This is a genomic window from Actinocorallia herbida (assembly GCF_003751225.1).
In the GTDB taxonomy this organism is placed as follows: domain Bacteria; phylum Actinomycetota; class Actinomycetes; order Streptosporangiales; family Streptosporangiaceae; genus Actinocorallia; species Actinocorallia herbida.
Genome location: NZ_RJKE01000001.1, coordinates 2,372,266 through 2,395,467 on the forward strand (window position 1 = coordinate 2,372,266; position 23,202 = coordinate 2,395,467).

The following is a 23,202-nucleotide window of genomic DNA, read 5'->3' on the forward strand; positions in this document are numbered from 1 at the left end:
GGAATGACGAACATGGCCGAAGAGAGCATCGGAATCGTCGGCGCGGGCATTGTGGGCCTCGCGATCGCACGAGAGATCACCCGGCGGCGCCCCGGCACCAGGGTCGTCGTCGTGGAGAAGGAGGACCGGGTAGCGGTCCACCAGACCGGCCACAACTCCGGCGTGGTCCACGCCGGTATCTACTACAAGCCCGGCAGCCTCAAGGCCGAGCTGTGCACCCGCGGAAGGCTGCTCCTGCGCGAGTACTGCAAGGAGCACGACCTGCCCTATGACGAGTGCGGCAAGCTCGTCGTCGCGGTCAGCGAAGCTGACGTCGCCCGGATGGACGACCTCCACAAGCGCGCCGACACGAACGCGGTACCCGGCCTGCGCAGGATGGGCGCGGCGGAGATCAAGGAGATCGAGCCGCACGCGACGGGCCTCGCCGCGCTGTACTCGCCCGTCACCGCGATCACCGACTACACCAAGATCGCCGAGTCCTTCGCCGCCGAGATCGTCAAGGCGGGCGGTGAGATCCGGTTCGGCTTCCCCGTCACCGGGGTCCGCGAGGTCGCGGGCGGCATGGAGCTGGCGTCCGGCGAGGAACGGATCAAGGTCGACAAGGTGATCCTCTGCGCGGGCATCCACTCCGACGCCGTCGGCAGGATGGCCGGGGACACCGCAGAGCCCCGCATCATTCCGTTCCGCGGGGAGTACATGCTGATCCGCCCGGAGAAGCGGGACATGATCCGGGGCCTCATCTATCCCGTCCCCGACCCGCGCTACCCGTTCCTCGGCGTCCACTTCACCCGCCGGGTCTCCGGCGACGTCGAGGTGGGTCCCAACGCCGTCCTGGCGTTCGCGAGGGAGGGCTACCGGCTCTCCGACGTCTCCATGGCCGACCTGGCCGGGATCGCATCCTGGCCCGGGATGTGGCGGATGGCCCTCCAGCATTGGCGCACCGGCGTCAAGGAGATGTACGGATCATTCTCCAAGCGCGCCTATATGAAAGAGGCCAAGCGCTATGTCCCGGAAATCGGGGCGGCCGACGTCGTACGCGCCGGATCGGGCGTGCGCGCCCAGGCCCTGGACCGAGACGGCAGCCTCGTCGACGATTTCCGCATTCACCGCCTAGGGGCCGTCACCGCGGTCCGCAATGCCCCCTCACCTGCGGCGACCTCATCCATGGCGATCGCCGAGCACGTCCTCGACGTGCTCGATGGAAAGGCCACTTGAGGCGAGTATCGCAATCCGTGCAACAACCGTTTGCGCGGCGCGGACTCCGCAAGACCCGATCATTCCTCTAGCGTTTTATCCGCAAGACGTACCACCGGATATCCCGTGGCACCCGAACGATTGGAAGCAGATCATGTTCGTTGTCGACTCCCAGGTGCACATCTGGAAGGAAGAGACCCCGGACCGCCCGTGGGTCCCCGGCGCACGGGAGCGGATCCGGCTGAACGGCCACCGCGAGGACCCCTTCAGCTACGAGGAGTGCCTTGAGCTGATGGACGAGGCCGGCGTCAACCGCGCCCTCATCCTGCCCCCGTCGTGGGAGGGCGACCGGATCGACTACGCCCTCGAGGCGTGCGAGGCGCACCCCGACCGCTTCGGCATCATGGCGCGCATCCCGCAGAACAAGCCCGAAGAGGGCACCGCGATGCTGAAGGACTTCGCCCAGAACCCGTACATCAAGGGCACCCGGCTGACCTTCCACCGGCCGCAGGACCGCAACTGGATGATCGACGGCACCAACGACTGGTACTGGCCGATCGCCGAAGAGCTGAACATCCCCACCATGGTCCACGCCCCCGTGTGGAAGGCCGAGCTCGGCCAGATCGCCGGCAACCACCCCGGGCTGAAGATCATCATCGACCACATGGGCATCATGGCCCGCTGCGTCGACGACGCCATCGGCTACTGGGCCGCCGAGACCGCGGACCTGCACGAGCACCCCAACATCTACGTCAAGGTCTCCGCGCTGCCCGGCTACTCCACCGCGCCCTTCCCGAACCTCAACATCGAGAAGTACGTCCGGCACATGGTCGACAAGATGGGCCCGGAGCGCTGCTTCTGGGGCACCGACATCACCCGCCTGCTCGGCCACGGCCTCACCTACACCGACACGATCGAGCAGTTCACCAAGCACTTCGACTTCACCGCCGAAGAGCTCGAATCCATCATGGGCAAGGGCATCTGCGACGTCCTCGACTGGCCGATCGAAGGCTGATCCCACCATGACTCACCCCACCGGCATGACGCCTCCCGGCAGTCCCCGTTCCACCGACGGCGGTGACGCCGTCATCGCGGCGTTCAACGCGATCGGGTCCGACTACGTCTTCTCCTCCCCGGGATCGGAGTGGGCCCCGGTCTGGGAGTCGCTGGCCCGGAGGCACCGCGACGGGCTGCCCTGCCCGAAGTACCTCGACCTGACGCACGAGACCGTGGCCGTGGGCATGGCCACCGGCTACGGGCTCGTCACCCGGCGGGTCCAGGGCGTGCTCCTGCACGCCGGCCCCGGCCTGCTCCAGGGTGCGATGGCCGTGCACGGCGCGCTCCTGGCGGGCGTGCCGATGGTGGTGGCCTCCTCGGAGTCCTCCACCTACGGCGACGGGCCCGGCCCCGACCCGGGCGGGCAGTGGTACCGCAACCTCTCGGTCGTCGGTGGGCCGCACGGCCTGGCCCGCCCCTTCGTGAAGTGGGCCAACGAGGCGGCGAGCGTGCACACGCTCCCCGGCATGGTCACCCGTTCGGCGGAGCTCGCCGAACGGGCCCCGGCCGGACCCGTCTACCTCAACATCCCGCTGGAGGTGCTGCTCGACCCGTGGGAGGAGCGCGACCTCAAGCCGGTCGTGCCCAAGGGCTCGACGGTCAGCGCCCCGGCGGAGATCCAGGAGGTCCTCGACCTCATCGCGGCGGCCGAGAACCCCGTCATCGTCACCGAGACGGCGGGGCGCGAGGAGGGCGGCATGGAGGCGCTGGTCGCGTTCGCCGAGGCGCTGGGCATCCCCGTCGTGGAGCCGCCGTCGGCGGTGTGCGCGAACTTCCCGCGCACGCACGACCTGCACGTCGGCCCGGACATCGAGCCGTGGATGGACACCGCGGACCTGATGATCCTGGTGAACTGCCGGGCGCCGTTCTACCCGCCGAGCCGCAGGCCGGCGAAGGCGAAGATCGTGGTCATCGACGAGGTGCCGCAGCGGCCCCACGTCGCCTACCAGGTGCTCTTCGCCGATCAGTACCTCGAAGGCGGCGTCGCGGCGACCCTGCGGGAGCTGACCCGGCTGGCCGACCCTCCCGCCGCCGTCCGCAACGCCCGGGGCGCGGCCAACGAGGAGCGCCGGGCCGCCGAGATCAAGGCGATCGAGGCCGCCGAGGCCAGGGCGGCGTCGGCGGCGTCCTCCCCTTCGGGGGGAATCGACCCCGTCGCGGTGGCGGTCGCGCTGCGCGAGCTGCTCGCCCAGGACGACCCGATCATCGTGGACGAGACGATCACGCACAGCCGCGTCGTGTCCCGGCACCTGAAGCGGTCCACCCCGGACTCCTACTTCTACGTGCAGGGCGGGCTCGGCCAGGGCATCGCGGTCGCGCTGGGCGTCAAGCTCGCCGCGCCGGAGCGGCCCGTGGTCTTCACCGTCGGCGACGGGGCGTTCCAGTACAACCCGATCGTCGCCTCGCTGGACGCTTCGAAGCAGTACGGCGTTCCGCTGCTGATCGTGATCTTCAACAACCGCAAGTACCTGTCCATGAAGATGAACCACCTGCGGTTCTACCCCGATGGCGCCGCCGTGCAGACCGGCGAGTTCCTCGGCGTCGACCTCTCCGGCCAGCCCGAGCTCGCGAAGTTCGCCGAGCCGTTCGGCTTCCACGGCGAGACCGTCGACCGCCCCGCCGACCTGGCCCCGGCGCTCGACCGGGCGCTCAAGGCGGTCCGCGAGGGCACCACCGCGGTCGTCAACATCTCCACCTCCCGCTAGATCCCGGAGCATCCCTGATGTCACCAGCCAAAGTCGTGGTCGCCGCCCCCGACCTCACCGGCTTCACCACCGAGCTGTTCACCCGGGCGGGCAGCAGCCCCGAGCACGCGGCGACCATCGCCGAGGTGCTGATCTGGGCGGGCCTGCGCGGCGTGGACTCCCACGGCGTCTCCCGCGTGCCCCGCTACCTGGAGCTGCTGGAGTCCGGCGAGGCCAACCGCGACCCGAAGATGGAGCTCGTCTCGACGGTTCCGGGCGTCGCCGTCCTGGACGCCGACCGCGCGCCCGGCCCGGTCGCGCTCACCGCGGCCGCCGACGAGGCCGTCGCGAGGGCGCGCGCGAACGGGATCGGCGCCGTAGGCGTCCGGCAGACCGTGCACACCGGCGCGATCGGCTACTACACGACCCGGATCGCCGAGGCCGGACTGACCGGCATCGCGTTCGTCGCGGGCATGCCGAACATGGCCTACACCGGGGCGAAGGGCGCGGCCGTCGCGACGAGCCCGCTGTCGATCGCCATCCCGGCGACGGGCAGGCCGCCCGTCCTCCTGGACATGGCCACCGCCACCATCGCGCTCGGCAAGATCGCCCAGTACCGGAGCAGTGGGACCCCGCTGCCCGAGGGCGCCGCCGCCACCGCGGACGGCACCCCCACGACCGACCCGGCGCTGGCCAAGATCCCGCTGCCGATGTCCGGGGCCAAGGGCGCGGGCATGTCCCTCGCCTTCGAGCTGATCACCAGCGTGCTCGTCGGCGCCCCGATCGTGTCCAAGTTCCACGGCGGCGACCGCAAGCACCGGCAGAACGCGCTGATCCTCGCGCTCGACCCCGCCGCGTTCGGCGACGGCGCCGCCTACCCCGGCGCCGTCGCGGAGACCCTCGACGTCCTCAAGGGCCTGCCCCGCGCCGACGAGGCCACCGAGATCTTCTACCCGGGCGAGCGCAGCACCGCCGTCGCCGCCCAGCGCGGCGCGACCGGAATCCCGGTCGGCCCGAAGATCTGGAAGGAACTGGAAGCCGCCGCGGAGAAGCTCGGCGTGAAGGTCCCCGAGCCCGCCACGGCCTGACCCGGACCCGGCCGGTCGCGGCACCCCGCGACCGGCCCCTTACGCGGAGGTAGTCCCCCATGCCACGTCCCGAGCGAGGCGGTCGTCGCAATCCCAGGGTCACCCTGGGGCGCGTCAAGGCCGTCAGCCGTCCCACCCCGCACCTGGCCCGCATCGTCCTGGACGCGCCGGGCCTGGCCGGACGGGAGATCGGCGGCTCCGCCGACCACTACGTGAAGCTGCTCTTCCCGCCGCCCGGCGTGGTCTATCCGGAGCCGTTCGACCTCCAGGCGATCCGCGCCGAACTGCCGCGCGACCGGTGGCCCCGGATGCGCACCTACACGATCCGCACCTGGGACGAGGCGGCCCACGAGCTGACCATCGACGTCGTCCTGCACGGCGACTCCGGCCTCGCCGGCCCCTGGGCGTCGGCCGCCCGGCCCGGCGACGAGATCCGCTTCGCGGGCCCCGGCGGCGGCTACGCCCCCGACCCGTCCGCGGACGGGCACCTCCTGATCGGCGACGAGAGCGCGCTCCCGGCCATCTCCGTGGCCCTGGAGATGCTCCCCGAGACGGCCCGCGCCACGGTGTTCGTCGAGGTCGCCGGCCCGGAGGACGAGCAGGAGCTCACCGCCCCGCCCGGCACCTCCCTCACCTGGATCCACCGGGACACGAGCCCGGTCGGCGACGCCCTCGTCAAGGCGGTCACCGCGGCCGGACTCCCCACCGGCGACGTCCAGGCCTTCGTCCACGGCGAGGCCGCCTTCGTCAAGGAACTCCGCGCCCTCCTCGTCGGCGCCGGTCTCCCCCGAGACCGCGTCTCCATCTCCGGCTACTGGCGCCAGGGCCTGGACGAGGACGACTGGCAGGTGGCCAAACGCGCGGAGAACCCCGCCTGATCGGTCTCCAGCGCCCGATCACCGCGCCGCCGTGCGCCCAGGACCGGGCGGGCCCCCGGGTGGGGGTGCTCGACCCGTCGGCCGGGCGCGCCGCCGCACTCTCCCGAGGCGGCGCGCCCGCCCATACCGATGAAGACGACGACGATCTTCAGGGGAAGGTGTGGATCCGCCCTGCCCCCGAGGGTCCGTTCCGCCTCTCCGCCTGCTCCTCGTGCTGAGGTAGGGCGATCGGATACGCGATCCGGCGGCCGACCGCGCGCTCGGGATGGCCGTCCCGCGTTCGCGGACCTACTGTTCGTGGCGTCGGGGACGACAGCGTGGTCGAGTGCGGTGAGCCCGTCAAGACGCCCCGGCAGCCGACCCTGCCGACCTGCGAGATCTGAGCGCCGTCCGGGCGCGGGAGCGTCCCTCTCCGGCTCCGGCGGGTCAGGGGAGGGCCTCCAGGACGGTCAGGTCCGCATGCGCGGCGGCGTCGGTGAGCGCGCGGGAGATCGCGGAAGGCGGGTCGACGGACGGCAGGACGAGGCCGATCGGCTGGGCGCGATCGGGTTCAGCGAGGGGAAGGGCGCGCAACCCCTCCGGGACGCCGAAGACCTGCAGCCAGGGGACCGGAACGATGCTCGTCCAGGCGCCCGTGCGGACGTGGGCGAAGAGGGTGGCGATGGAGTCGGTCTCGACCCGGGGCGAGGCCAGGGTCCCGGCTTCGGCGAAGAGGGAGTCGAGGACGCGGCGGCCCTGCATTCCTGGCTCCAGCAGGCACAGAGGGGACAGCGCCGCCTCCCGCCACGTCGTCGCGGCCGAGGCGCCCGTGGTGTCGGCGGTCAGGAGGACGTAGTGCTCACGGTAGAGCGGCAGGGTGCGGAAGCGGCGGACGGTCTCCGGGTCGAGGTAGGTGAGGGCGGCGTCGAGGTCGAAGTCGCGCAGGCGGACGGCGATGTCCTCGGCGCGCAGGTCCGCCTCGACGCGGACGGTCGCGCGCGGATGGGCGGCGCACAGGGGGGTGGTGATCAGGGAGACCGCCGTGGACGCGGTGGGCACGGCGCCGATGCGGACGGTGCCGGTCAGGCCGTGGCGGAGTGCGTGGGCCTCGTCGCGCAGGGCGTCGCGGTCGGCGAGGAGGCGCTGGGCGCGCAGGAGGACCCGTTCGCCCTCGGGGGTGAGGCCCTCGAACCTGCGGCCGCGGCGGACGAGGGGGACGCCCAGTTCGTCCTCCAGCCGGCGCAGCCCCTCCGACAGGGTCGGCTGGGAGACGTGGCAGGACTCGGCGGCGCGGACGAAGTGGCGTTCCCGGGCGAGCGCGACCAGGTATTCGAGTTGGCGGAGCAGCACGGGACGGGTCTACCGTGCCGAAGCCGCGCCGTCGAACGGACGGGCCGGGCGTGTTGATAGGCGCCGCCTATCGCGTCATCGCGGGCGGCTCTTTGACGGGCCGTCCCCGAACGGCCAAAGTGACCGGTAGCAGGGCTAGAGAGGCTGGGTGACCATGGGCAAGGGCGAGGGCGAGGAGCGGCTGTCGGTCAAGCCGCCCAAGACATGGGCGGCGGGCGTGCCCGGGGTCGCGCACGCGCTGGAGTACGCACTCGGGCAGATGACGCCCGCCACGACCGCGCGCACCCTGCTGTCGCTCAACCAGGCGGGCGGGGTCGACTGCCCCGGCTGCGCCTGGCCCGAGGGGTCGCCGGACAAGCGGCACCTCAACGAGTACTGCGAGAACGGCGCCAAGCACATCGCCGACGAGGCGACCCGGCGCCGGGTGACGCCCGAGTTCTTCCGCGAGCACGCGATCGCGGAGCTGGACGGGCGGTCCGACCAGTGGCTGAACCAGCAGGGCCGGATCACCGAGCCGATGATCAAGCGGCCGGGCGACACCCACTACGCCCCGGTCTCCTGGGCGGAGGCCCTGGAACTCGTCGCGGCCGGGCTGCGCGGCCTGGACTCCCCGGACGAGGCGCTCTTCTACACGTCGGGGCGGCTGAACAACGAGGCGGCGTTCCTCCTCCAGCTCTTCGCCCGCGCGTTCGGCACCAACAACCTGCCCGACTGCTCCAACATGTGCCACGAGTCCAGCGGCACCGCGCTCGGCCAGACCCTCGGCATCGGCAAGGGCAGCGTCAGCCTCGACGACATCCATCAGGCCGATCTCGTCTTCGTCGTCGGCCAGAACCCCGGCACCAACCACCCGCGGATGCTGTCGGCGCTGGAGGAGACCAAGCGGAACGGCGGCAGGGTCGTCGCGGTGAACCCGCTGCCCGAGGCGGGGCTGATGCGGTTCAAGCACCCGCAGAAGCCGCGCGGCGTCGTCGGCAGGGGCACGCCCATCGCCGACGAGTTCGTGCAGATCCGCGCGGGCGGCGACCTCGCCCTCTTCCAGGCGCTCAACCTGCTGCTGCTCGAAGCCGAGGACGCGGCCCCCGGCACGGTCCTCGACACCGGGTTCATCACCGAGCACACCTCGGGCTTCGCCGAGTTCGCCGAGGGCGTCCGGGGTCTGGCGTGGCCGGACATCCTGTCGGCCACCGGGCTCACCCGGGCGCAGATCGAGCGCGTCCACGCGATGGTGCTGGAGTCCCGGAGCGTCATCGTGTGCTGGGCCATGGGGATCACCCAGCACCGGCACGGCGTCCCGACCATCCGCGAGATGGTCAACTTCCTGCTGCTGCGCGGCAACCTCGGCCGTCCCGGCGCGGGCGTGTGCCCGGTGCGCGGGCACAGCAACGTGCAGGGCGACCGGACCATGGGCATCAACGAGAAGCCCCCGAAGCCCTTCCTCGACGCCTTGGGCAAGGAGTTCGGGTTCACGCCCCCGGCCGAGCACGGGTACGACACCGTCGAGGCCATCCGCGCGATGCGGGACGGGAAGGCCAAGGTCTTCCTCGGCGTCGGCGGGAACTTCGTCCGGGCCACCCCCGACAGCGCCGTCACCGAGGCCGCGCTCCGCTCGTGCCGGCTGACCGTGCAGATCTCCACCAAGCTCAACCGCTCGCACACCGTCTGCGGCGACACCGCGCTCATCCTGCCGACCCTCGGCCGCAGCGACCGCGACGTCCAGGCGAGCGGCGTCCAGTTCTTCACCGTCGAGGACTCGATGAGCGAGGTGCACGCCTCCCGGGGCCGTCTCGCCCCGGCGTCGCCGCACCTGCTCAGCGAGGTCGCCATCATCGGCCGCCTCGCCCGGCTGACCCTCGGCGACGACCTCGGCATCCCGTGGGCCGAGTTCGAGGCCGACTACGCCCTGATCCGCGACCGGATCTCCCGGGTCGTCCCCGGCTTCGCCGACTTCAACGCCCGCGTCGCCGTCCCCGGAGGCTTCCTCCTGCCGAACCCGGTCAACTCCCACGAATACCGGACGAGCACCGGCAAGGCCCTGTTCACCCGCAACGCCTTCGTGGACCTCCGCGCCCCCGAAGGCCACCTCATCCTCCAGACGCTGCGCTCCCACGACCAGTGGAACACCATCCCCTACACCGCGAACGACAGGTACCGGGGCATCAAGGGCAGTCGCCGGGTAGTCCTGGTCAGCCCCGAGGACCTCACCTCCCTCGGCATCCCCGACGGCTCGGTCGTCGACCTTGTCGGCGTCTGGACCGACGGCGTCGAACGCCGCGCCCCCGGCTTCACCGTCGTCTCCTACCCGACGGCCCCCGGCTCCGCCGCCGCCTACTACCCGGAGACCAACGTGCTGGTCCCTCTCGACAGCGTCGCCGAGGACAGCAACACCCCCACCTCCAAGGACGTCGTCGTCCGCCTCGAACCGGCGACCTGACCGCCGGGCCGGAGTTCACGGCGCCGGCCGGGCCCTGGCGCCGCCGGTCCACGCGGGCGCGGCACTTCGTCGCCCTCCCCGGCGGCGGTGTGCGGACGCAGCCCCCGGCTCCGGGAGGGCCGGGGGCGGCGTGCGTCAGCGGAGGGGGACGGGCTGCGGGAAGAGGGTGCGGGCCGCGTCGGTGAAGGCTTCGACGAGCGGGGTCGCGCGGGCGGCGGGCCAGACCAGGGACCACTCGGTGGCGGGGGCGTCGTGGATCGGGACGAAGGCGATGCCGGGGTGCGAGTAGTAGCGGACGACGTGGGCGTTGAGTGGGCAGACGATCCGGCCCGCGGCGACCTGGGCGAGGACCGCGTGGAACGTGGTCGCGCGGGGGCCTCGCGGGATCGGGCGGCCCCGGGGCGTCGCGGCGGGGAGCATGGACTCGAACCAGTAGGCGGGGACGTCGGGGCCCGGGTCGAGGGCGGAGCGGTCGGCGAGGTCCTCCAGGGAGGCCGACGGGTGGAGGGCCAAGGGGGAGTCCTCGGCGACGGCGAGGACGCGGCCTTCGGTGAAGAGGGGAGGCCCGACGGCCAAATCGGGCTCCCGGACCGGCAGCCACAGGAGCTGCACGTCGGTGTCCCCGGCGCGCAGCGGCGCGAACGGGTCGCTGAAGTGGAACTCGACGAACCGGACGTCGGCATCGGGATGCTTGTCCCGGAAGGCGGCGACGACGGGGGCGAGTTCGTGGCCGAGCGCGCCCATCACACCGAGCCTGAGGGTGCCCAGGACACCGCGGGCGGTGCTCTCGGCGCGGGCGAGGGCGGCGCGGATGAGGTCGTGGCCCTGCCGCAGGTCGTCGCGCAGGCGGGCGCCGATCACGGTGAGCCGGACGCTCCGGCTGGTGCGCTCGAACAGCGGCGCGCCGACGCGGCGCTCCTGCTTGCCGATCGACTGGCTGACCCGGGCCTGGGAGAGGCGCAGCCGCTCGGCCGTCCTGCCGAAGTGCAGTTCCTCGGCGAGCACGAGGAAGATCTCGATGTCGCGCAGCTCGATGCCCGGTCCTCGATCCATAAGCCAAGCTTATTGCGGCATGTCGGATCGGTCCTTGATGCCGGGGTGCGCAGCCGGGAGGCTCGAAGGGATCATCCGGCACCACGAAGGAGCGGCCTTGCACGCGGAAGAACCCGCGCTCCGGCTCACCGGCCTCACCAAGCGCTTCGGCGGCAAGACGGCCGTCGACGGCCTCGGCCTCGACGTCCCGCGCGGCGCCTTCCTCGGCCTGGTGGGCCAGAACGGCGCGGGCAAGACCACGACCCTGGCGATGGCGGTCGGCCTTCTGCGCCCCGACTCCGGAACCGCGCGGATCCTCGGTGCCGACGTCTGGGCGGACCCGGCCGCGGCGAAGGCGCTCGTCGGGGTGCTGCCCGACGGCCTCGCCCTGCCCGAACGGCTGACCGGCCGCGAGGTCCTGACGTACCTGGGGTTGCTGCGCGGCCTCGACCGCAGAACCGTCGAGGAGCGCACGGCCGAACTGCTGCACGTCCTCGACCTGTCCGGGGCGGACCGCACCCTCGTGCTGGAGTACTCGACGGGAATGCGCAAGAAGATCGGCCTGGCGACGGCCCTGCTGCACGCGCCGCGCCTCCTCGTGCTGGACGAGCCGTTCGAGGCGGTCGACCCGGTGTCCGCGGCGACGATCAAGACGATCCTGCGCGGCTTCGTCGCGGGCGGCGGCACCGTCGTGCTGTCCAGCCACGTGATGGCCCTCGTGGAGCAGCTGTGCGACCACGCGGCGGTGCTGGACCGGGGCCGGATCGCCGCCGCCGGGACACTCGACGAGGTCCGGGCGGGCCTGAGTCTCGAAGACCGGTTCGTCCGGCTCGTTGCCGGAGAGGGCAAGGACGCGAGGGAGCTTTCGTGGCTGTCGCGCTGACCATGGCCCGGATGCGGCTCGCCGTCCTTCGGCACGCCTCCGAGGGCGGGCAGGGCTCGCTGACGTCCACGGGAGTGTCGCTCGGCGCGCTCTGCGCGGCCGGGACGCTCTACCTCGCCGCGACCGCGCGGCCCGAGGCGCTCGCCGCGGCGTACGCGCTCTGGACGGCGGGCTGGACCCTCGGCCCGATGGCGATGGGCGGCGGCGACGAGACCCTGCGGCCCGAGCACTTCGCGCTGCTCGGCCTGCGCCGCCGGGCCCTCGCGACCGGCCTGCTCGCCGCGGCGTTCACCGGGTTCGCCCCGCTGATCAGCCTCGCCGCACTGCTCGGGCTCGTGGTCTCCGGCGCCCGCGAGGGGCCGGTCCCGGCGCTCGTCGCGGCGCCCGCGCTCGTGCTGCAGCTCGCCTCGTTCGTGCTGCTGTCGAAGGTCGCGACGGGCCTGCTCGGGCTCGCGCTGCGCACCAGGTGGGGCGCGCTCGCGGCGGGGCTGGCCAACGGCGCGCTGCTCGCCGGGCTCAGCCAGATCTGGGTGTTCCTCGCCTACTTCGGCGAACGCGGCGTCCCCGCCGTCGTCTGGTGGCTGCCGTCGGGGTGGGGGCTGCGCGCCGTGGAAGGAGACCCCCGCGCGCTCGCCGGCCTTGCGCTTCTCGACGTGCTTCTGCTGACGGTCTGGGCGGGCCTGCTCGCTCTGGGCACGGGCAGGCCGCGCAAGATGGGACGGCCGAGGCGGCCTCTCAAGGCGACGACCCCCACGGGGGCGGTCATCGCCAAGGAAGTGCGCACCTGGACCCGGGATCTCGCCCGGACCTACCACCTGGTGTTCGCCTTGTCGTTCGGCGTCTGCTTCGGCGCCTGCCCACTGCTCATCGGCTGGGAGGGGATGCTGCCTTACGCGGGACCGCTGTTCGTCATCATGGCGGCCTCTCTCACGTCCAACCTGTACGGGACGGACGGGACCGCGCTGTGGCTGACGGTCATGACCCCCGGGGGCGGGGACGTCCGGGGACGCCAGGTGGCATGGCTGGCCGTCGTGGGGCCGGCGGCGGTGGCCGTCACGGGCGTCACGACGTGGCTCGCCGGTGCCCCGTGGCCTTTTGTGCTCGCCGTGCTGCCCGCCCTGCTCGGCGGCGCCACCGGGCTCGTGCCCCTGCTCTCGGTCTACGGCCTCGTCCCGGGCACCGACCCGCACAGGCGCGGCGGCAACCCGCTGCGCCTCGGCGAGGACAACGGCGGCCTCACCGGGCTGGCCTACCTCACGCTCGCGCTGGTCGCCCTCGCCGGTCTGCCCGCGGGGTTCGCGGCGCTGTCGTACGGCTGGGCCGGAGTACCGGTGGGCGTCGCGACCGGGGCCTTGTGCGCCGTCGTCCTCGGCCGCCTCGCCGCGCGGAGGCTCGCCGCGCGGGGGCCCGAACTGCTGCACGCGATGCGCACCGGCCGCCGCCCGAAGCCCGAGCGGGCGCGGACGTTCGCCGTGCTGCCCGCCCCGCGCCGGGCGCTCGTCTCGACGGGCTTCCTGCTCGGGATGATCGCGCTGTTCCCGCAGGGGATCGTCGCGGGGATCTTCGCGGCGCAGGGGATCGAGCGGCACACCTGGTTCCTCGCGACCTATCCGGACGCGGGCCTGCGCCTGCCCGTCGCGGGAGGGATGGCCGCGCTCGGCCTGGTCCTGCTGGGCTGCGCGGCCCTCGGAGTGCGCCGCCTCGCGGGGCGGGACATCAGCGGGCGGGCTCCCCGACGGGTTCGCCGAGGCCCAGACGGGGCCGGGCCATGAGGACGAGCGCGCCTGCCGTCAGGATCGCGGAGACCGGCATCATCACGGCCATCGGCAGCGACTCGGGGACCTTGCCCAGCACCGAGACCAGCAGCGGCACGCCGACGACGGCGAGCGCCGCGAAGATCGCCCGCGAGGTCGAGACGGACAGGCCGCGGAGGCCGGAGGCCGGGACGGGGCCGCGCCCCGAGGCGGCGGCCTCGGGGCGCGGATCGGAGGGTCGCGGAACCGGACGGCGCGGCCGTTCCCGTGACCGCGGCGGTCAGGACTGGACGGCGCGGGCGCAGGCCTCGGTGCCGGTCAGGGGCGAGAGGCCCGTGGCGGTCATCAGGCCCTCGCAGAGGGTCTGGGCGTACTCGGAGCCGACGGTTCCGGCGAGCGCGGCGGTGGTGGTGCAGACGAGCGACCGCACGGTGTTGGTGGCTCCCTGGGAGGAGAGGTAGGTCGTGCAGTCCTGCGAGGTCGCCGCGGCGGGCGCCCCGGTGATGCCGATCAGGCCGGCGGTGGCCAGCGCGGCGGTGGCCGCGCCGATCGCGAGGCGCCTCATCGAGCTGCGCATAGGGGTTTCTCCCTAGATCCGGAGTGGATAGGTGGCGTCACAAAGAGTGACTTGGGAGAAGTTTCCGGCATTGGCGACATGGCGGCATATGGCCTGCATGGCAAGGGTATTGTCACTGCCTGCAATTGAATGATCGCTCAGTGCTGATAATTTTGGCCGATTCGTTCCGCACGAGCCGCCGGGCACTGGACGGACGACCGGAGGCCCCTGTCCGGAACCGTCCGGCGGGCGGGGGGTGGCCTTTCGAGGCCGGGCCGAAGGACTAGAAGTCGGCGCGGTAGTCGGTGAGGGTGAGCGTGGGGATGCCGAGGTCGGCACGCCACCGCTGGGCCAGGGGCGGGGCGTCGGCGCCTTCGGCGAGGAGGTGCATCCAGCTGGAGATGAGGACGTCGAGGGCGAGGTCGCCGTCGCTGTCCCAGCCGCGGCGCATCCAGCGGCGGGCCAGCGCGTCGAGCTGGTTGAAGGCTAGAACGCCGCGGACGCGCCGGGTGTCCGGATCGAAGCGGCCGGCCTGGTCGAGGCCGGTGGCGATGTCGTCGATGACCTCCTCGAACCACTCGTCGACGAGGTCGCGCAGGTCCGGGTCGATCACGGCGGCGTCCAGGGCCGAGGTGATGTAGGGCTTGATCTCCGGCCAGCGGGCCGCGGAGTCGAGCAGCCAGTTGGCGATGCCCTCGCGGGAGCCGTCACGGACCGCGGTGACCAGCTCCTCCGAGCGCGAGGCGTAGCCGTCGGCGGTGCCCGCGCGGCGCAGGATCTCGTTCAGCTGCCCGATGAGGGCGCGCATGAGGTCACTGCGGGAGGCGAAATGGGCATAAAAGGTGACCTTTGTGGTGCCGGCCGCGCTTGCGATGTCCTCGACGGTCGTCGCGGCGTAGCCCTTGTCGTCGAAGAGTTCCAGCGCCTTGGTGAGGAGACGGCGGCGCGTCATCTCCTTCTGGGCGGCGCGCAGATTGGCCACGTCAGCAGGCCTTCGCGTCCGGAAGCGGGCGCGGCGAAGGCAGGGCGGCCGGTCTCTTCGTCATGCCACCACCCTAGCGACCCCGCACCGGTGGGCGGGTGCTCGAGCGCGTCGGCTGCGGCGCGGGGCCGAGACGGCCGCACAGGGGCATATTCGCCGCATTAGGATGCCGCCATGTCCTCCCCGCACGCCGACGCGCGCCTGAGCCCCGCCGAACGCGCCGTCCGCCGCCGCCTCGCCGGACTGGAGGAGGCGGCCGCCGCCGACGTGCGGGCGCTGATGGACGCCGGCCTCGCGCTCATGGTCGAGCGGGGCGACGGGCGGGGCCCGCGCGTCGCCGACATCGTCGCCGCGGCAGGGTTGTCGAACGACGCCTTCTACCGGTACTTCTCCGGCAAGGAAGCCCTGGTCGAGGCGATCGTCGACCGGGGCGCGCGCACCCTGACGGCCTACGTGGCACGCCGCGTCGCCGCCGAGACCGACCCCGTCGAGGCGATCCGGGCGGGTGTGCTCGCCGTGCTCAAGCAGGTCTCGGACGCCGCCCTGGCCCGCCAGACCCGGGCCGTCCTCGGCAACTCCCTCAGCATGTCCCCGGGCAGCGTCCACGTCTCGGTCCGCCTCGTCGAGGACCTCGCCGACGTCTTCGCCGGGCCCCTCACCGCCCTGGCCTCCCCGGCCCCGGCGTCCGCCGCCCGTACCATCGCCTCGGCTACCGTAGGCACCCTCCACTATTACCTCTTCAAGGGCGACCTCCCCTCCACCCCCGAGACCGAAGCCCTCGTCTCCTTCCTCCTCACCGGCGCCACCCCCGCCACCTGACCCACCCCGGCACATCACCCCGACGTCCCCGTCCGTCGCGGTCCCGGCCCGCGTGCGGGCGCCGGTCGGCGTCACCCCGGGTGTCCACGTGCGCGGCGGGGCCCGCGCCGACCCGGGCCGACGCCCGGCGGCCGCCCGCACTCACGGTCGGCGCGGGTGTCCGGCCCGGTCCGCCTGCCGGGCTGCCGGCGTGGCCGCCCCTGATCCTCGCCGTCGTCACGCGCCGTCCGCCTGGTCTGCGCTCCGGCCCTGATGTTCGTGCCCCGAGATGGGATGCCCGCCTGATTCGGAACGCGGCTTTGGCGCTGTTCGAGGGGGCGGTGGAAGGCCCGTCCGGCCTGCCCGGAGCGGCTCGGGAGGGGCGTCGTCGGCCATGCGGGGTGTGGGTGGGTGGCCCGTAGTGGTCGGGTGGGGGTGTGGTCGTCGGCCGGGGTGCCACGCTTGGTTTCTCGGGTGGGGGAGGGGGAGGGCATGGGCGGGCGGGTCGCCGTGGTGTCGGGCGGGGGCACCGGGATCGGGCGGGCGATCGCGGGAAGGCTTCTCGCGGACGGGTGCCGGGTGGTCGTCGTCGGGCGGCGGACGGAGGTGCTGCGCCGGGCGGCCGCCGAGCTCGGCGATGGGGTCGTGCCGGTGGCGGCCGATCTCACGTCTCCCGAGGAGGTCGCGCGTCTGGCCGGGGAGGTGGGGGCGCTCGGGCAGGTCGACGTGCTGGTGAACAACGCGGGGGCGATCGCTCGGCGGGTCGCGTCCGGGGATCTGGCGGAGCTGGCGGAGGCGTGGCGGCGGGACCTCGACGCGAACCTGATGACCGCGGTGCTGCTCACGAGTGCGCTGACGCCGCTGCTGGCCCGTCCCGGAGGCAGGGTCGTGTTCATCAGCTCCACGGCGGCACAGCGCGGGGGCTCGGGCGAGTACTCGGGCGGGCCGTACGCGGCGGCCAAGGCGGCGTTGCACGGGTGGGCGCTCGGGCTGGCACGGGAACTCGGCCCGGACGGGGTGACGGTCAACGTGCTGGCCCCGGGGTACGTCGAGGACACGGAGATCTTCGGGGAGCGGTGGTCTCCGGAATTCCACGCGGCGAAGGTCGCGGACACGCTGGTCGGGCGGGCGGGGACGCCGGACGACGTCGCGGCCGCGGTGTCGTACCTGGCCTCGCCCGGGGCGGGGTATCTGACGGGGCAGGTCATCGGGCTCAACGGCGGCGCGGTCCTCGGGCGGTGAGTCGCGCGGTGCGCGGTTCGCCTGCGGGTGGGTTCGGTGGGGTTCGTGTGGTTCGGGGACCGGGGTGGCGGACTCCCTGTGGGGGTTCAGGCGGGAGGCCCGGGTGGGGTGGCTGGTTTCCGTTGGGTTCTCCCTTCACGTCAACAAGCATTCCTAGATTCGAGAATGACGTTCTGCTAGCTTACGAAGGGCGTTCTGATTGAGTTGAGGAGGTAGTGCCGGATGTGGGATTTCAGTACTGATCCGGGATTTCAGGCGGAGCTGGACTGGGTCGCGGAGTTCGTCCGGGAGGAGGTCGAGCCGCTCGACCTGCTGCACCCGGGGAACCACGAACCGTACGACCGGGAGAGCGAGGTCTTCAAGGAGACCGTCAGGCCGCTCCAGCAGCGGGTGAAGGAGCGGGGGCTGTGGGCCGCGCACCTGGCGCCGGAGCTCGGCGGGATGGGCATGGGGCAGGTGCGCCTGGCACTGCTGAACGAGATCCTCGGCAGGTCGCAGTGGGCGCCGATGGTGTTCGGGACCCAGGCGCCCGACTCCGGCAACGCCGAGATCCTCGCGCACTACGGCAACGAGGAGCAGCGCCGCCTGTACCTGGAGCCCCTGCTCGACGGAAGGATCGTCTCCACCTACGCGATGACCGAGCCGACCGGCGGAGCCGACCCCGGCGGCTTCAGCTGCCGGGCCGTCCGCGACGAGGACGGCTGGGTCATCAACGGCGAGAAGTGGTTCGCGTCCAACTACCCGCACGCCGCGTTCGTCATCGCCATGGTCATCACCGACCCGGACGTCGCCGTGCACAAGGGCACGTCGATGTTCATCATCCCGCGCGGCACCCCCGGCATGGAGATGGTCCGCGGCACCGGCCTGTTCGGTGAGCCGCTCGGCGAGGGCGTCCACGGGTACCTGCGGTTCACCGACTGCCGGGTGCCGCTGGAGAACCTGCTCGGCGAGCCGGGCACCGCGTTCGCCATCGCGCAGACCCGGCTCGGCGGCGGGCGGCTGCACCACGCGATGCGCTCGGTCGGCGTGCTCAAGCGCGCGATGGAGATGATGACCGAGCGGATCCTCAGCCGCACGACGCGCGGCGGCCCCCTCGCCGACCAGCAGTCGGTCCGGCAGTCGCTCGCCGAGGTGTGGATCGCGGTCGAGCAGTTCCGCCTCCAGGTGCTGCACGCCGCATGGCAGGTCGACCGCTCCCGCGAGACCAAGGACCCCGAGCACGTCCGCGCGGCACGGCTGCACATCTCGGCGGTCAAGGCGGCGACGCCGGGGACGCTCGTAGACGTCGTCTACAAGGTGATGCACCTGCACGGCGCGCTGGGCGTCTCCAACGAGCTGCCGCTCATGCGGATGTGGCAGATGGGCCCGACCCTGGGCATCGCCGACGGCCCGACCGAGGCGCACAAGGACGTCGTCGCCAAGCTGCTGCTGCGCGACGCCGTGCCGGCCGAGGACGGCCTGTTCGGCTCCGAGCACCTGCCCACCAAGGTCGCGGCGGCGCGGGCGAAGCTCGCGGCGGCCGCCGAGAAGCAGAAGGAGACCTCCTGATGAGCGAGAAGCCCACGCTCGACCTCGCCGCGCTGAACGCCTGGCCGGGGCTCGCCGGGCTGCCCGGATCCGGACCGGTCGAGGAGGCGGTCCGGCTCCGCGGCGGCGCGCAGAACCTGCTGTTCACGATCCGCCGCGCCGACGGCACCGAACTCGTCCTGCGCCGCCCGGGGAGGCACCTGCGCGAAGGCGCCTCGGCGGCCTTCACCCGCGAGAGCCGCGTCCTCACCGCGCTCGCCGGGACCGGCGTGCCGCACCCCCGCCTGTACGCGAGTCACCCTGACGACGACGTGATCGGCGCGCCCTTCTCCGTCCTGGAGAAGATCGAGGGGTTCACCCCGAAGGGCGAGCTGCCCGGCCGGTACGGCACCGACCCGTCCTGGCGGCGCGCGTCCGCGCTCGCCCTGGTCGAGGGCGCGGCCAAGCTGGCCTCCCTCGACCCGTACGCGATCGGCCTCGGCGACCTGAGCAAGACCGACAACTGGCTGGAGCGCCAGACCGCCCGGTACCTCAAGATGCTCCAGGGCTACCGGGACACCGAGGAGTACCGCGCGACGGAGTCTCCGCACGTCGTCCCCGTCAGCGCGTGGCTCGAGGCGAACCGCCCGCCGGACTTCCGGATCGGCATCGTGCACGGCGACCTCCAGTTCGCCAACGTCATGTTCACCCACGAGACCCCGGGCCTGGCCGCGATCGTCGACTGGGAGATGGCCGGCCTCGGCGACCCGCTCCTCGACCTCGCCTGGATCCTCACCGCCTGGCGCGAGAAGGGCGACCCGCCCGGCAGCGACCCCTACCTGAGTCCCTGGGACGGCATGCCCTCCCGCGCCGAACTCGTCGACCACTACGCCTCCCTCACCGGCCGCGACACCACCCACTTCCGCTGGTTCCAGGTCCTCGCCTGCTTCCGCCTCGCCGCCCTCCTGGAGGGCACCTATGTCCGCGCCCTCACCGGCCAACTGGACCGCGCCATGGGTGAGGGCATCCACGACTACGCCTCCTGGCTCTGGCAGAAAGCCGCCCAGGAGATCTCCACCTGACCCCACCCGAGAAGCCCCGGCTCTCACAGGGCTCCGGCAAAGTCGTCCGGTAGCCCTGTGGTGCGGGGTTCTGCGGGGCGTGAGCCGCGCGGGCGTGTTCCGGTCCGGTGGAGGTTCCCACGCCTTCCGTCCGACAGGGAACAGCGCCCGCGCCAGGCCCTCGGCCCGCATCTCCGCGCTTGTTCGCACGCCACTGAGCCGATCAGGGAACACGAGGCACAGCGAGGTGTCATGGCCGCACGTTCCCGTTCCGAGGGAGTGAGCGGCGTGGTTCGCCGACCGAGCGTGGTCAGACGGGCTGGCCCATGGGCCGGATGGTCAGGGTGTTGAGGTCCACGCCCGCCGGCTGGTCGAGGGCGAAGCAGATGGCCTCGGCGATGGGCTGGGGAGTCAGGGCGAAGGGGGGAACGTCTGCGCCCTGCCAGAAGGGCGTGTCGATCATACCGGGGTTGACCAGAGTGACACCGATGCCGCGGGTCGTGGCGTGCAGGCGCAGGTTCTCGGCGAGCCCGGTGGTGGCCCACTTGGTGGCCGAGTAGAGATTGGCGGGAGAGTTCTTCAGCCCGGCGACGCTGCCGATGAGCACCAGCCGCCCACCGGTGGCCTCAAGATGGGGCAGGGCGGCATGGGCCAGCAGGGCGGGGCCGAGGACGTTGGTGAGGATCATGGGCGACCACAGCGTCGGGTCGCCGGTCCCGATGGAGCCGCCGGACATGAATCCGGCGTTGGCCACCGCCGCGTCAAGGGCACCGAAATGCTCCACGGCGCGGGCCACGGCCGACTCGGTGGCCTGCCAGTCCGCCGCGTCCGCGACCAGGCCCAGGAGCCGGTCGGGGTGGCCGGCCTCGTCGAGGAAAGTCTTCAGCTTGCTCTCGTTGCGGCCGGTGACCACCACACGGTGGCCGCGGTCGAGGAGCAACTGCGCGGTGTGGGCGCCGATACCGCTGGTCGCGCCGGTGATCAGTACGGTCTTGCTGGTCATGGTCATGCTCCTGAGGTGTGGATGGGGGACGGCGGACGGCGGCCCGCGATGAAGGAATGCCGGTCAAGTCCGCCGACCCCAGGAAACCGGTGCCGTCAGAGGCGGGGAAGGCCGCGTTTATGGGGGGTATGAACGCGACCTCTCTCTGTCGGCCGGACCATGGGTACCGTGGGCGAATGGAACCTCCGTCCGAAGACCGCACCGGTGATCCCACCGACAACCGTTCGGAGATCCGCGACTTCCTCATCAGCCGGCGCGCCAAGCTCTCCCCGGAGCGGGTCGGGCTGCCCACCGGCCGGCGCCGCCGGGTTCCGGGACTACGGCGCGAGGAGGTCGCGGCCCTCGCCGGTGTGAGCACCGAGTGGTACACACGGCTGGAGAAGGGCCACATCGGCGGCGTCTCCGAGGACGTGCTGGAAGCGGTCGCGCAGGCCTTGCTCCTCAATGAGGACGAGCGCACCTACCTGCTCGATCTGGCCAGAGCGGCTCGTCGCGCTCGCCGCAGGTCGCACCGCCGCGAGGGCGTCAAGATCCCGTCCCCCGTCCAATGGATGGTGGACTCCATGACCATGGCTCCCGCCTTCGTACGCAGCGGCCCTTTGGACATCATCGCGAGCAACGCGCTGTGCAGGGCCCTGTACTCGCCGATGTTCGACAGCGGCACCACCGCCGACCGGGGCCGCGCCAATTTCCCCCGTTACCTCTTTCTCGACCCCGGCTCCGCCGACTTCTTCGTCGACTGGGAGGAAGGCGCGAGGGCCACGGTCGCAGTGCTCCGCGCCGAAGCCGGACGTGAACCTCACGACCGGGCCCTGCGCGAGCTCGTTGGCGAGCTGTCCACGCTGAGCCCCGACTTCCGCACCCTGTGGGCCGGCCACGACGTCCGGATCCGTCACGAAGGCGTCAAGCGGCTGAACCATCCCGAAGTCGGCCGTCTGGAGATGACCTTCCGCGACCTGAGCCTGCCCCTGCCGCAAGGGGCCGTCCACGACCTGATCATCTACACGGCCGAGCCCGGCACCGTCTCGGAGGACCGCCTCAAACTCCTCGCCAGTTGGACGGCACCGCAGACCTCACCTACGGAGCCGATCCGCCCGCCCCGCTGACCTCACGCGTTCATGAGGTGGCGGTCCGGGGATCGATCAGCACCACGAAGAGCGCCGTTGACCTACTTGACCTACCTTGACCTGCAACGACAGGACGTGCTGAGGCCCTGTCGACTGCGAGGGAAAGTGCACTTCGCAGGTGAAGCACCTGATCCCGGCCCCCTCCCGGGGCTTCTCCCCCCTCGACCCTCCGCCCGCGCCCAGAACACCAGGACGCGCGACCTGGGAGCCCCTGCCGTCGCCGCCGACTTGGGATTTCCCCCGCCCCGTCTACCGCACCCGGAACACAGGCCGTCACAGGCGCTCTCACCGTGCCTGGTGGGCACTCCACCGTCTACCGCACCCGGAGCACGGGCCGTCGCAGGCGCTCTCACCGTGCCTGGTGGGCACTCCACCGTCTACCGCACCCGGAACACAGGGACCGCCCGACGTACGCCCCGAGCCGCCGCGACTCGGGGGCCTCTCTCAGAGCCGCCGGACATGTCCGCCGAGCGCACGCGCAACCCCGTGTCCACGGGTCGGGCGCGGGTCCGCGCCTCTTGCTCTCCGCGTCCGTGTTCCGGGAGCCGGGAGCCGGGAGCCGGGAGCCGGGAGCCGGGAGCCGGGAGGCGGGAGGCGCGGCTCCGGGGGAAACGGCTCGAGGAGGGGCTCCCCTCTGCGGGAGCCCCGGTCGTCGGCGCGCCGGGGGCTCTCGCGGAGGGGTCCGGCGGGGTGCCGGGAGCCGGGGTGACGTGGGGTGCGGGCCCTGGAGTCTCTGTCGTGGGCCCTGGGAATGGCCGGTCTTCGGGGCCGGGGGCCGGGGGCGGGCCGTGGGTCAGGGCATGCCGCCGTCTACGCGGAGGGTGGCGCCGGTGGTGTAGGAGGAGGCGTCGGAGATGAGGTAGAGGGCCGCGCCGGTGATTTCGGATGGGCGGCCGATGCGCTGGAGGGCGTGGGGTTTGACGCCCTCGGAGAGGCCGGCGTCGTCCCAGCCGGCGGTCGCGCCGGTGGCGAAGGGGCCGGACATGAGGGTGTTGACGCGGACCTTGGGGCCGAAGGCATGGGCCAGGCCCTCGGTGAGGGCGTTCAGGCCGGCCTTCGCGGCGGCGTAGGGGAGGATGCCGGGGCGGGGGCGGATGGAGCCGGTCGAGCTGATGTTGAGGATCGCGCCGCCCGTCTCGCGCATCCGCTCCCCGGCGAGGACGGACAGGCGGAAGGGGCCCTTCAGGTTGAGGTTCACCACGGCGTCGAACAGCTTCTCGCTGACGGAATCCAGGCTGTCGTACAGCGGCGACATGCCCGCGTTGTTGATGAGCGCGTCCAGCCTGCCGAACCGCGCGTACACCGCGTCCACCAGGCCCGGGAGCTGATCCCACCGGCCGATGTGGACGGCGTGGGGAAGCACGCTGCGGCCCGTCTCCTTCTCGATCTCCTTCGCGACCGCCGCGCACGCCTCGCCGTCGCGGCTGGCGACCACGAGGTCGGCGCCGCAGCGCGCGGCGGCGAACGCCATCTCCCTGCCGAGGCCCCGGCTGCCTCCGGTGACCAGCACGACCCGTCCGGTCAGATCGAACAACCCGTCCGCGTAGCCCATCGTTCTTCCTTTCCCGGCGCCCCCGCGCCTCGAACCATCGTT

At 72.4% G+C, this 23,202-nt stretch carries 20 protein-coding genes; 13 read left to right on the top strand and 7 right to left on the bottom strand.

The window, feature by feature from the left end; all coding sequences use genetic code 11:
- Positions 1-12 precede the first annotated feature (12 nt).
- The 5 genes from lhgO to EDD29_RS11190 all read left to right on the top strand — a co-directional run bounded on the left by lhgO (position 13) and on the right by EDD29_RS11190 (position 5,901).
- On the top strand, positions 13-1,215 hold the full coding sequence (lhgO, locus tag EDD29_RS11170; protein WP_123670414.1) for an L-2-hydroxyglutarate oxidase: 1,203 nt from the start codon (positions 13-15) through the stop codon (positions 1,213-1,215).
- A 133-nt stretch (positions 1,216-1,348) separates the two neighbouring features.
- Positions 1,349-2,209: an amidohydrolase family protein gene (locus tag EDD29_RS11175; protein WP_123664326.1), complete on the top strand. Its 861-nt coding sequence runs from the start codon at positions 1,349-1,351 to the stop codon at positions 2,207-2,209.
- A gap of 7 nt (positions 2,210-2,216) precedes the next feature.
- Positions 2,217-3,956 (top strand): thiamine pyrophosphate-dependent enzyme, encoded by a 1,740-nt coding sequence (locus tag EDD29_RS11180; protein ID WP_123664327.1) that lies wholly within the window; start codon positions 2,217-2,219, stop codon positions 3,954-3,956.
- A gap of 17 nt (positions 3,957-3,973) precedes the next feature.
- Entirely contained in the window at positions 3,974-5,023 is a 1,050-nt protein-coding gene (locus tag EDD29_RS11185; RefSeq protein ID WP_123664328.1) for an Ldh family oxidoreductase, read from the top strand.
- A 59-nt stretch (positions 5,024-5,082) separates the two neighbouring features.
- Entirely contained in the window at positions 5,083-5,901 is an 819-nt protein-coding gene (locus EDD29_RS11190) for a siderophore-interacting protein (RefSeq protein ID WP_123664329.1), read from the top strand.
- Between the two features lie 426 nt (positions 5,902-6,327).
- Here the strand turns inward: EDD29_RS11190 and EDD29_RS11195 are convergent, their stop codons facing one another.
- Positions 6,328-7,230, bottom strand: a complete 903-nt coding sequence (locus tag EDD29_RS11195) for a LysR family transcriptional regulator (RefSeq protein ID WP_123664330.1) — start codon at positions 7,228-7,230, stop codon at positions 6,328-6,330.
- 154 nt (positions 7,231-7,384) lie between these two features.
- Between EDD29_RS11195 and EDD29_RS11200 the strand changes: the two genes are divergently transcribed.
- A complete protein-coding gene (locus EDD29_RS11200) occupies positions 7,385-9,664 on the top strand; it encodes an FdhF/YdeP family oxidoreductase (RefSeq protein ID WP_123664331.1) in 2,280 nt (759 codons plus the stop codon).
- A gap of 135 nt (positions 9,665-9,799) precedes the next feature.
- Here EDD29_RS11200 and EDD29_RS11205 read toward each other — a convergent pair whose 3' ends face one another.
- Positions 9,800-10,717: a LysR family transcriptional regulator gene (locus EDD29_RS11205; RefSeq protein WP_211359645.1), complete on the bottom strand. Its 918-nt coding sequence runs from the start codon at positions 10,715-10,717 to the stop codon at positions 9,800-9,802.
- 97 nt (positions 10,718-10,814) lie between these two features.
- On the opposite strand from EDD29_RS11205, the gene EDD29_RS11210 reads away from it, so the two are divergent.
- Together EDD29_RS11210 and EDD29_RS11215 are read left to right on the top strand one after the other, a co-directional pair.
- Positions 10,815-11,579: an ABC transporter ATP-binding protein gene (locus EDD29_RS11210; protein WP_246052713.1), complete on the top strand. Its 765-nt coding sequence runs from the start codon at positions 10,815-10,817 to the stop codon at positions 11,577-11,579.
- Complete coding sequence (locus tag EDD29_RS11215; RefSeq protein WP_123664333.1) at positions 11,564-13,351, top strand: hypothetical protein; 1,788 nt, start codon at positions 11,564-11,566, stop codon at positions 13,349-13,351. The genes EDD29_RS11210 and EDD29_RS11215 overlap by 16 nt, the downstream gene beginning before the upstream one ends.
- Here EDD29_RS11215 and EDD29_RS45395 read toward each other — a convergent pair.
- The 3 genes from EDD29_RS45395 to EDD29_RS11225 all read right to left on the bottom strand — a co-directional run bounded on the left by EDD29_RS45395 (position 13,296) and on the right by EDD29_RS11225 (position 14,871).
- Positions 13,296-13,451 carry a hypothetical protein gene (locus tag EDD29_RS45395; protein ID WP_170201361.1) on the bottom strand — a complete coding sequence of 52 codons (156 nt, stop codon included), beginning with the start codon at positions 13,449-13,451 and terminating at the stop codon, positions 13,296-13,298. The two genes, EDD29_RS11215 and EDD29_RS45395, sit on opposite strands and share 56 nt — an antisense overlap.
- Before the next feature lie 162 nt (positions 13,452-13,613).
- Positions 13,614-13,910, bottom strand: a complete 297-nt coding sequence (locus EDD29_RS11220) for a hypothetical protein (protein WP_123664334.1) — start codon at positions 13,908-13,910, stop codon at positions 13,614-13,616.
- A 262-nt stretch (positions 13,911-14,172) separates the two neighbouring features.
- A complete protein-coding gene (locus tag EDD29_RS11225; protein ID WP_123664335.1) occupies positions 14,173-14,871 on the bottom strand; it encodes a TetR/AcrR family transcriptional regulator in 699 nt (232 codons plus the stop codon).
- A gap of 174 nt (positions 14,872-15,045) precedes the next feature.
- Here EDD29_RS11225 and EDD29_RS47650 point away from each other — a divergent pair, with 174 nt between their 5' ends.
- The 4 genes from EDD29_RS47650 to EDD29_RS11245 all read left to right on the top strand — a co-directional run bounded on the left by EDD29_RS47650 (position 15,046) and on the right by EDD29_RS11245 (position 19,499).
- A complete protein-coding gene (locus tag EDD29_RS47650; RefSeq protein ID WP_123664336.1) occupies positions 15,046-15,690 on the top strand; it encodes a TetR/AcrR family transcriptional regulator in 645 nt (214 codons plus the stop codon).
- A 471-nt stretch (positions 15,691-16,161) separates the two neighbouring features.
- Complete coding sequence (locus EDD29_RS11235; RefSeq protein WP_123664337.1) at positions 16,162-16,911, top strand: SDR family NAD(P)-dependent oxidoreductase; 750 nt, start codon at positions 16,162-16,164, stop codon at positions 16,909-16,911.
- 222 nt (positions 16,912-17,133) lie between these two features.
- The gene (locus EDD29_RS11240; protein WP_123664338.1) at positions 17,134-18,459 is read left to right on the top strand and encodes an acyl-CoA dehydrogenase family protein; all 1,326 of its coding nucleotides are present in this window, start codon (positions 17,134-17,136) and stop codon (positions 18,457-18,459) included.
- Positions 18,459-19,499, top strand: a complete 1,041-nt coding sequence (locus tag EDD29_RS11245; RefSeq protein ID WP_123664339.1) for a phosphotransferase family protein — start codon at positions 18,459-18,461, stop codon at positions 19,497-19,499. Before EDD29_RS11240 ends, EDD29_RS11245 begins: the two co-directional genes overlap by 1 nt.
- 289 nt (positions 19,500-19,788) lie before the next feature.
- On the opposite strand, the gene EDD29_RS11250 is transcribed toward EDD29_RS11245, so the two are convergent.
- A complete protein-coding gene (locus tag EDD29_RS11250; protein ID WP_123664340.1) occupies positions 19,789-20,481 on the bottom strand; it encodes an SDR family oxidoreductase in 693 nt (230 codons plus the stop codon).
- A gap of 176 nt (positions 20,482-20,657) precedes the next feature.
- Between EDD29_RS11250 and EDD29_RS11255 the strand changes: the two genes are divergently transcribed.
- The gene (locus EDD29_RS11255) at positions 20,658-21,587 is read left to right on the top strand and encodes a helix-turn-helix transcriptional regulator (protein ID WP_123664341.1); all 930 of its coding nucleotides are present in this window, start codon (positions 20,658-20,660) and stop codon (positions 21,585-21,587) included.
- An 814-nt stretch (positions 21,588-22,401) separates the two neighbouring features.
- On the opposite strand, the gene EDD29_RS11260 is transcribed toward EDD29_RS11255, so the two are convergent.
- Positions 22,402-23,160, bottom strand: a complete 759-nt coding sequence (locus tag EDD29_RS11260) for an SDR family NAD(P)-dependent oxidoreductase (protein ID WP_123664342.1) — start codon at positions 23,158-23,160, stop codon at positions 22,402-22,404.
- Positions 23,161-23,202: the final 42 nt, after the last annotated feature.

Bases quoted from the DNA above. Each gene is read 5' to 3' on its own strand.
- EDD29_RS11180 (WP_123664327.1), top strand. From the start codon at position 2,217: ATGACTCACCCCACCGGCATGACGCCTCCCGGCAGTCCCCGTTCCACC.
- EDD29_RS11220 (WP_123664334.1), bottom strand. From the start codon at position 13,910: ATGCGCAGCTCGATGAGGCGCCTCGCGATCGGCGCGGCCACCGCCGCG.
- lhgO (WP_123670414.1), top strand. From the start codon at position 13: ATGGCCGAAGAGAGCATCGGAATCGTCGGCGCGGGCATTGTGGGCCTC.
- EDD29_RS11200 (WP_123664331.1), top strand. From the start codon at position 7,385: ATGGGCAAGGGCGAGGGCGAGGAGCGGCTGTCGGTCAAGCCGCCCAAG.
- EDD29_RS47650 (WP_123664336.1), top strand. From the start codon at position 15,046: ATGTCCTCCCCGCACGCCGACGCGCGCCTGAGCCCCGCCGAACGCGCC.
- EDD29_RS11260 (WP_123664342.1), bottom strand. From the start codon at position 23,160: ATGGGCTACGCGGACGGGTTGTTCGATCTGACCGGACGGGTCGTGCTG.
- EDD29_RS11205 (WP_211359645.1), bottom strand. From the start codon at position 10,717: ATGGATCGAGGACCGGGCATCGAGCTGCGCGACATCGAGATCTTCCTC.
- EDD29_RS11235 (WP_123664337.1), top strand. From the start codon at position 16,162: ATGGGCGGGCGGGTCGCCGTGGTGTCGGGCGGGGGCACCGGGATCGGG.
- EDD29_RS11175 (WP_123664326.1), top strand. From the start codon at position 1,349: ATGTTCGTTGTCGACTCCCAGGTGCACATCTGGAAGGAAGAGACCCCG.
- EDD29_RS11240 (WP_123664338.1), top strand. From the start codon at position 17,134: ATGTGGGATTTCAGTACTGATCCGGGATTTCAGGCGGAGCTGGACTGG.
- EDD29_RS11185 (WP_123664328.1), top strand. From the start codon at position 3,974: ATGTCACCAGCCAAAGTCGTGGTCGCCGCCCCCGACCTCACCGGCTTC.
- EDD29_RS11190 (WP_123664329.1), top strand. From the start codon at position 5,083: ATGCCACGTCCCGAGCGAGGCGGTCGTCGCAATCCCAGGGTCACCCTG.
- EDD29_RS11245 (WP_123664339.1), top strand. From the start codon at position 18,459: ATGAGCGAGAAGCCCACGCTCGACCTCGCCGCGCTGAACGCCTGGCCG.
- EDD29_RS11250 (WP_123664340.1), bottom strand. From the start codon at position 20,481: ATGACCAGCAAGACCGTACTGATCACCGGCGCGACCAGCGGTATCGGC.
- EDD29_RS11255 (WP_123664341.1), top strand. From the start codon at position 20,658: ATGGAACCTCCGTCCGAAGACCGCACCGGTGATCCCACCGACAACCGT.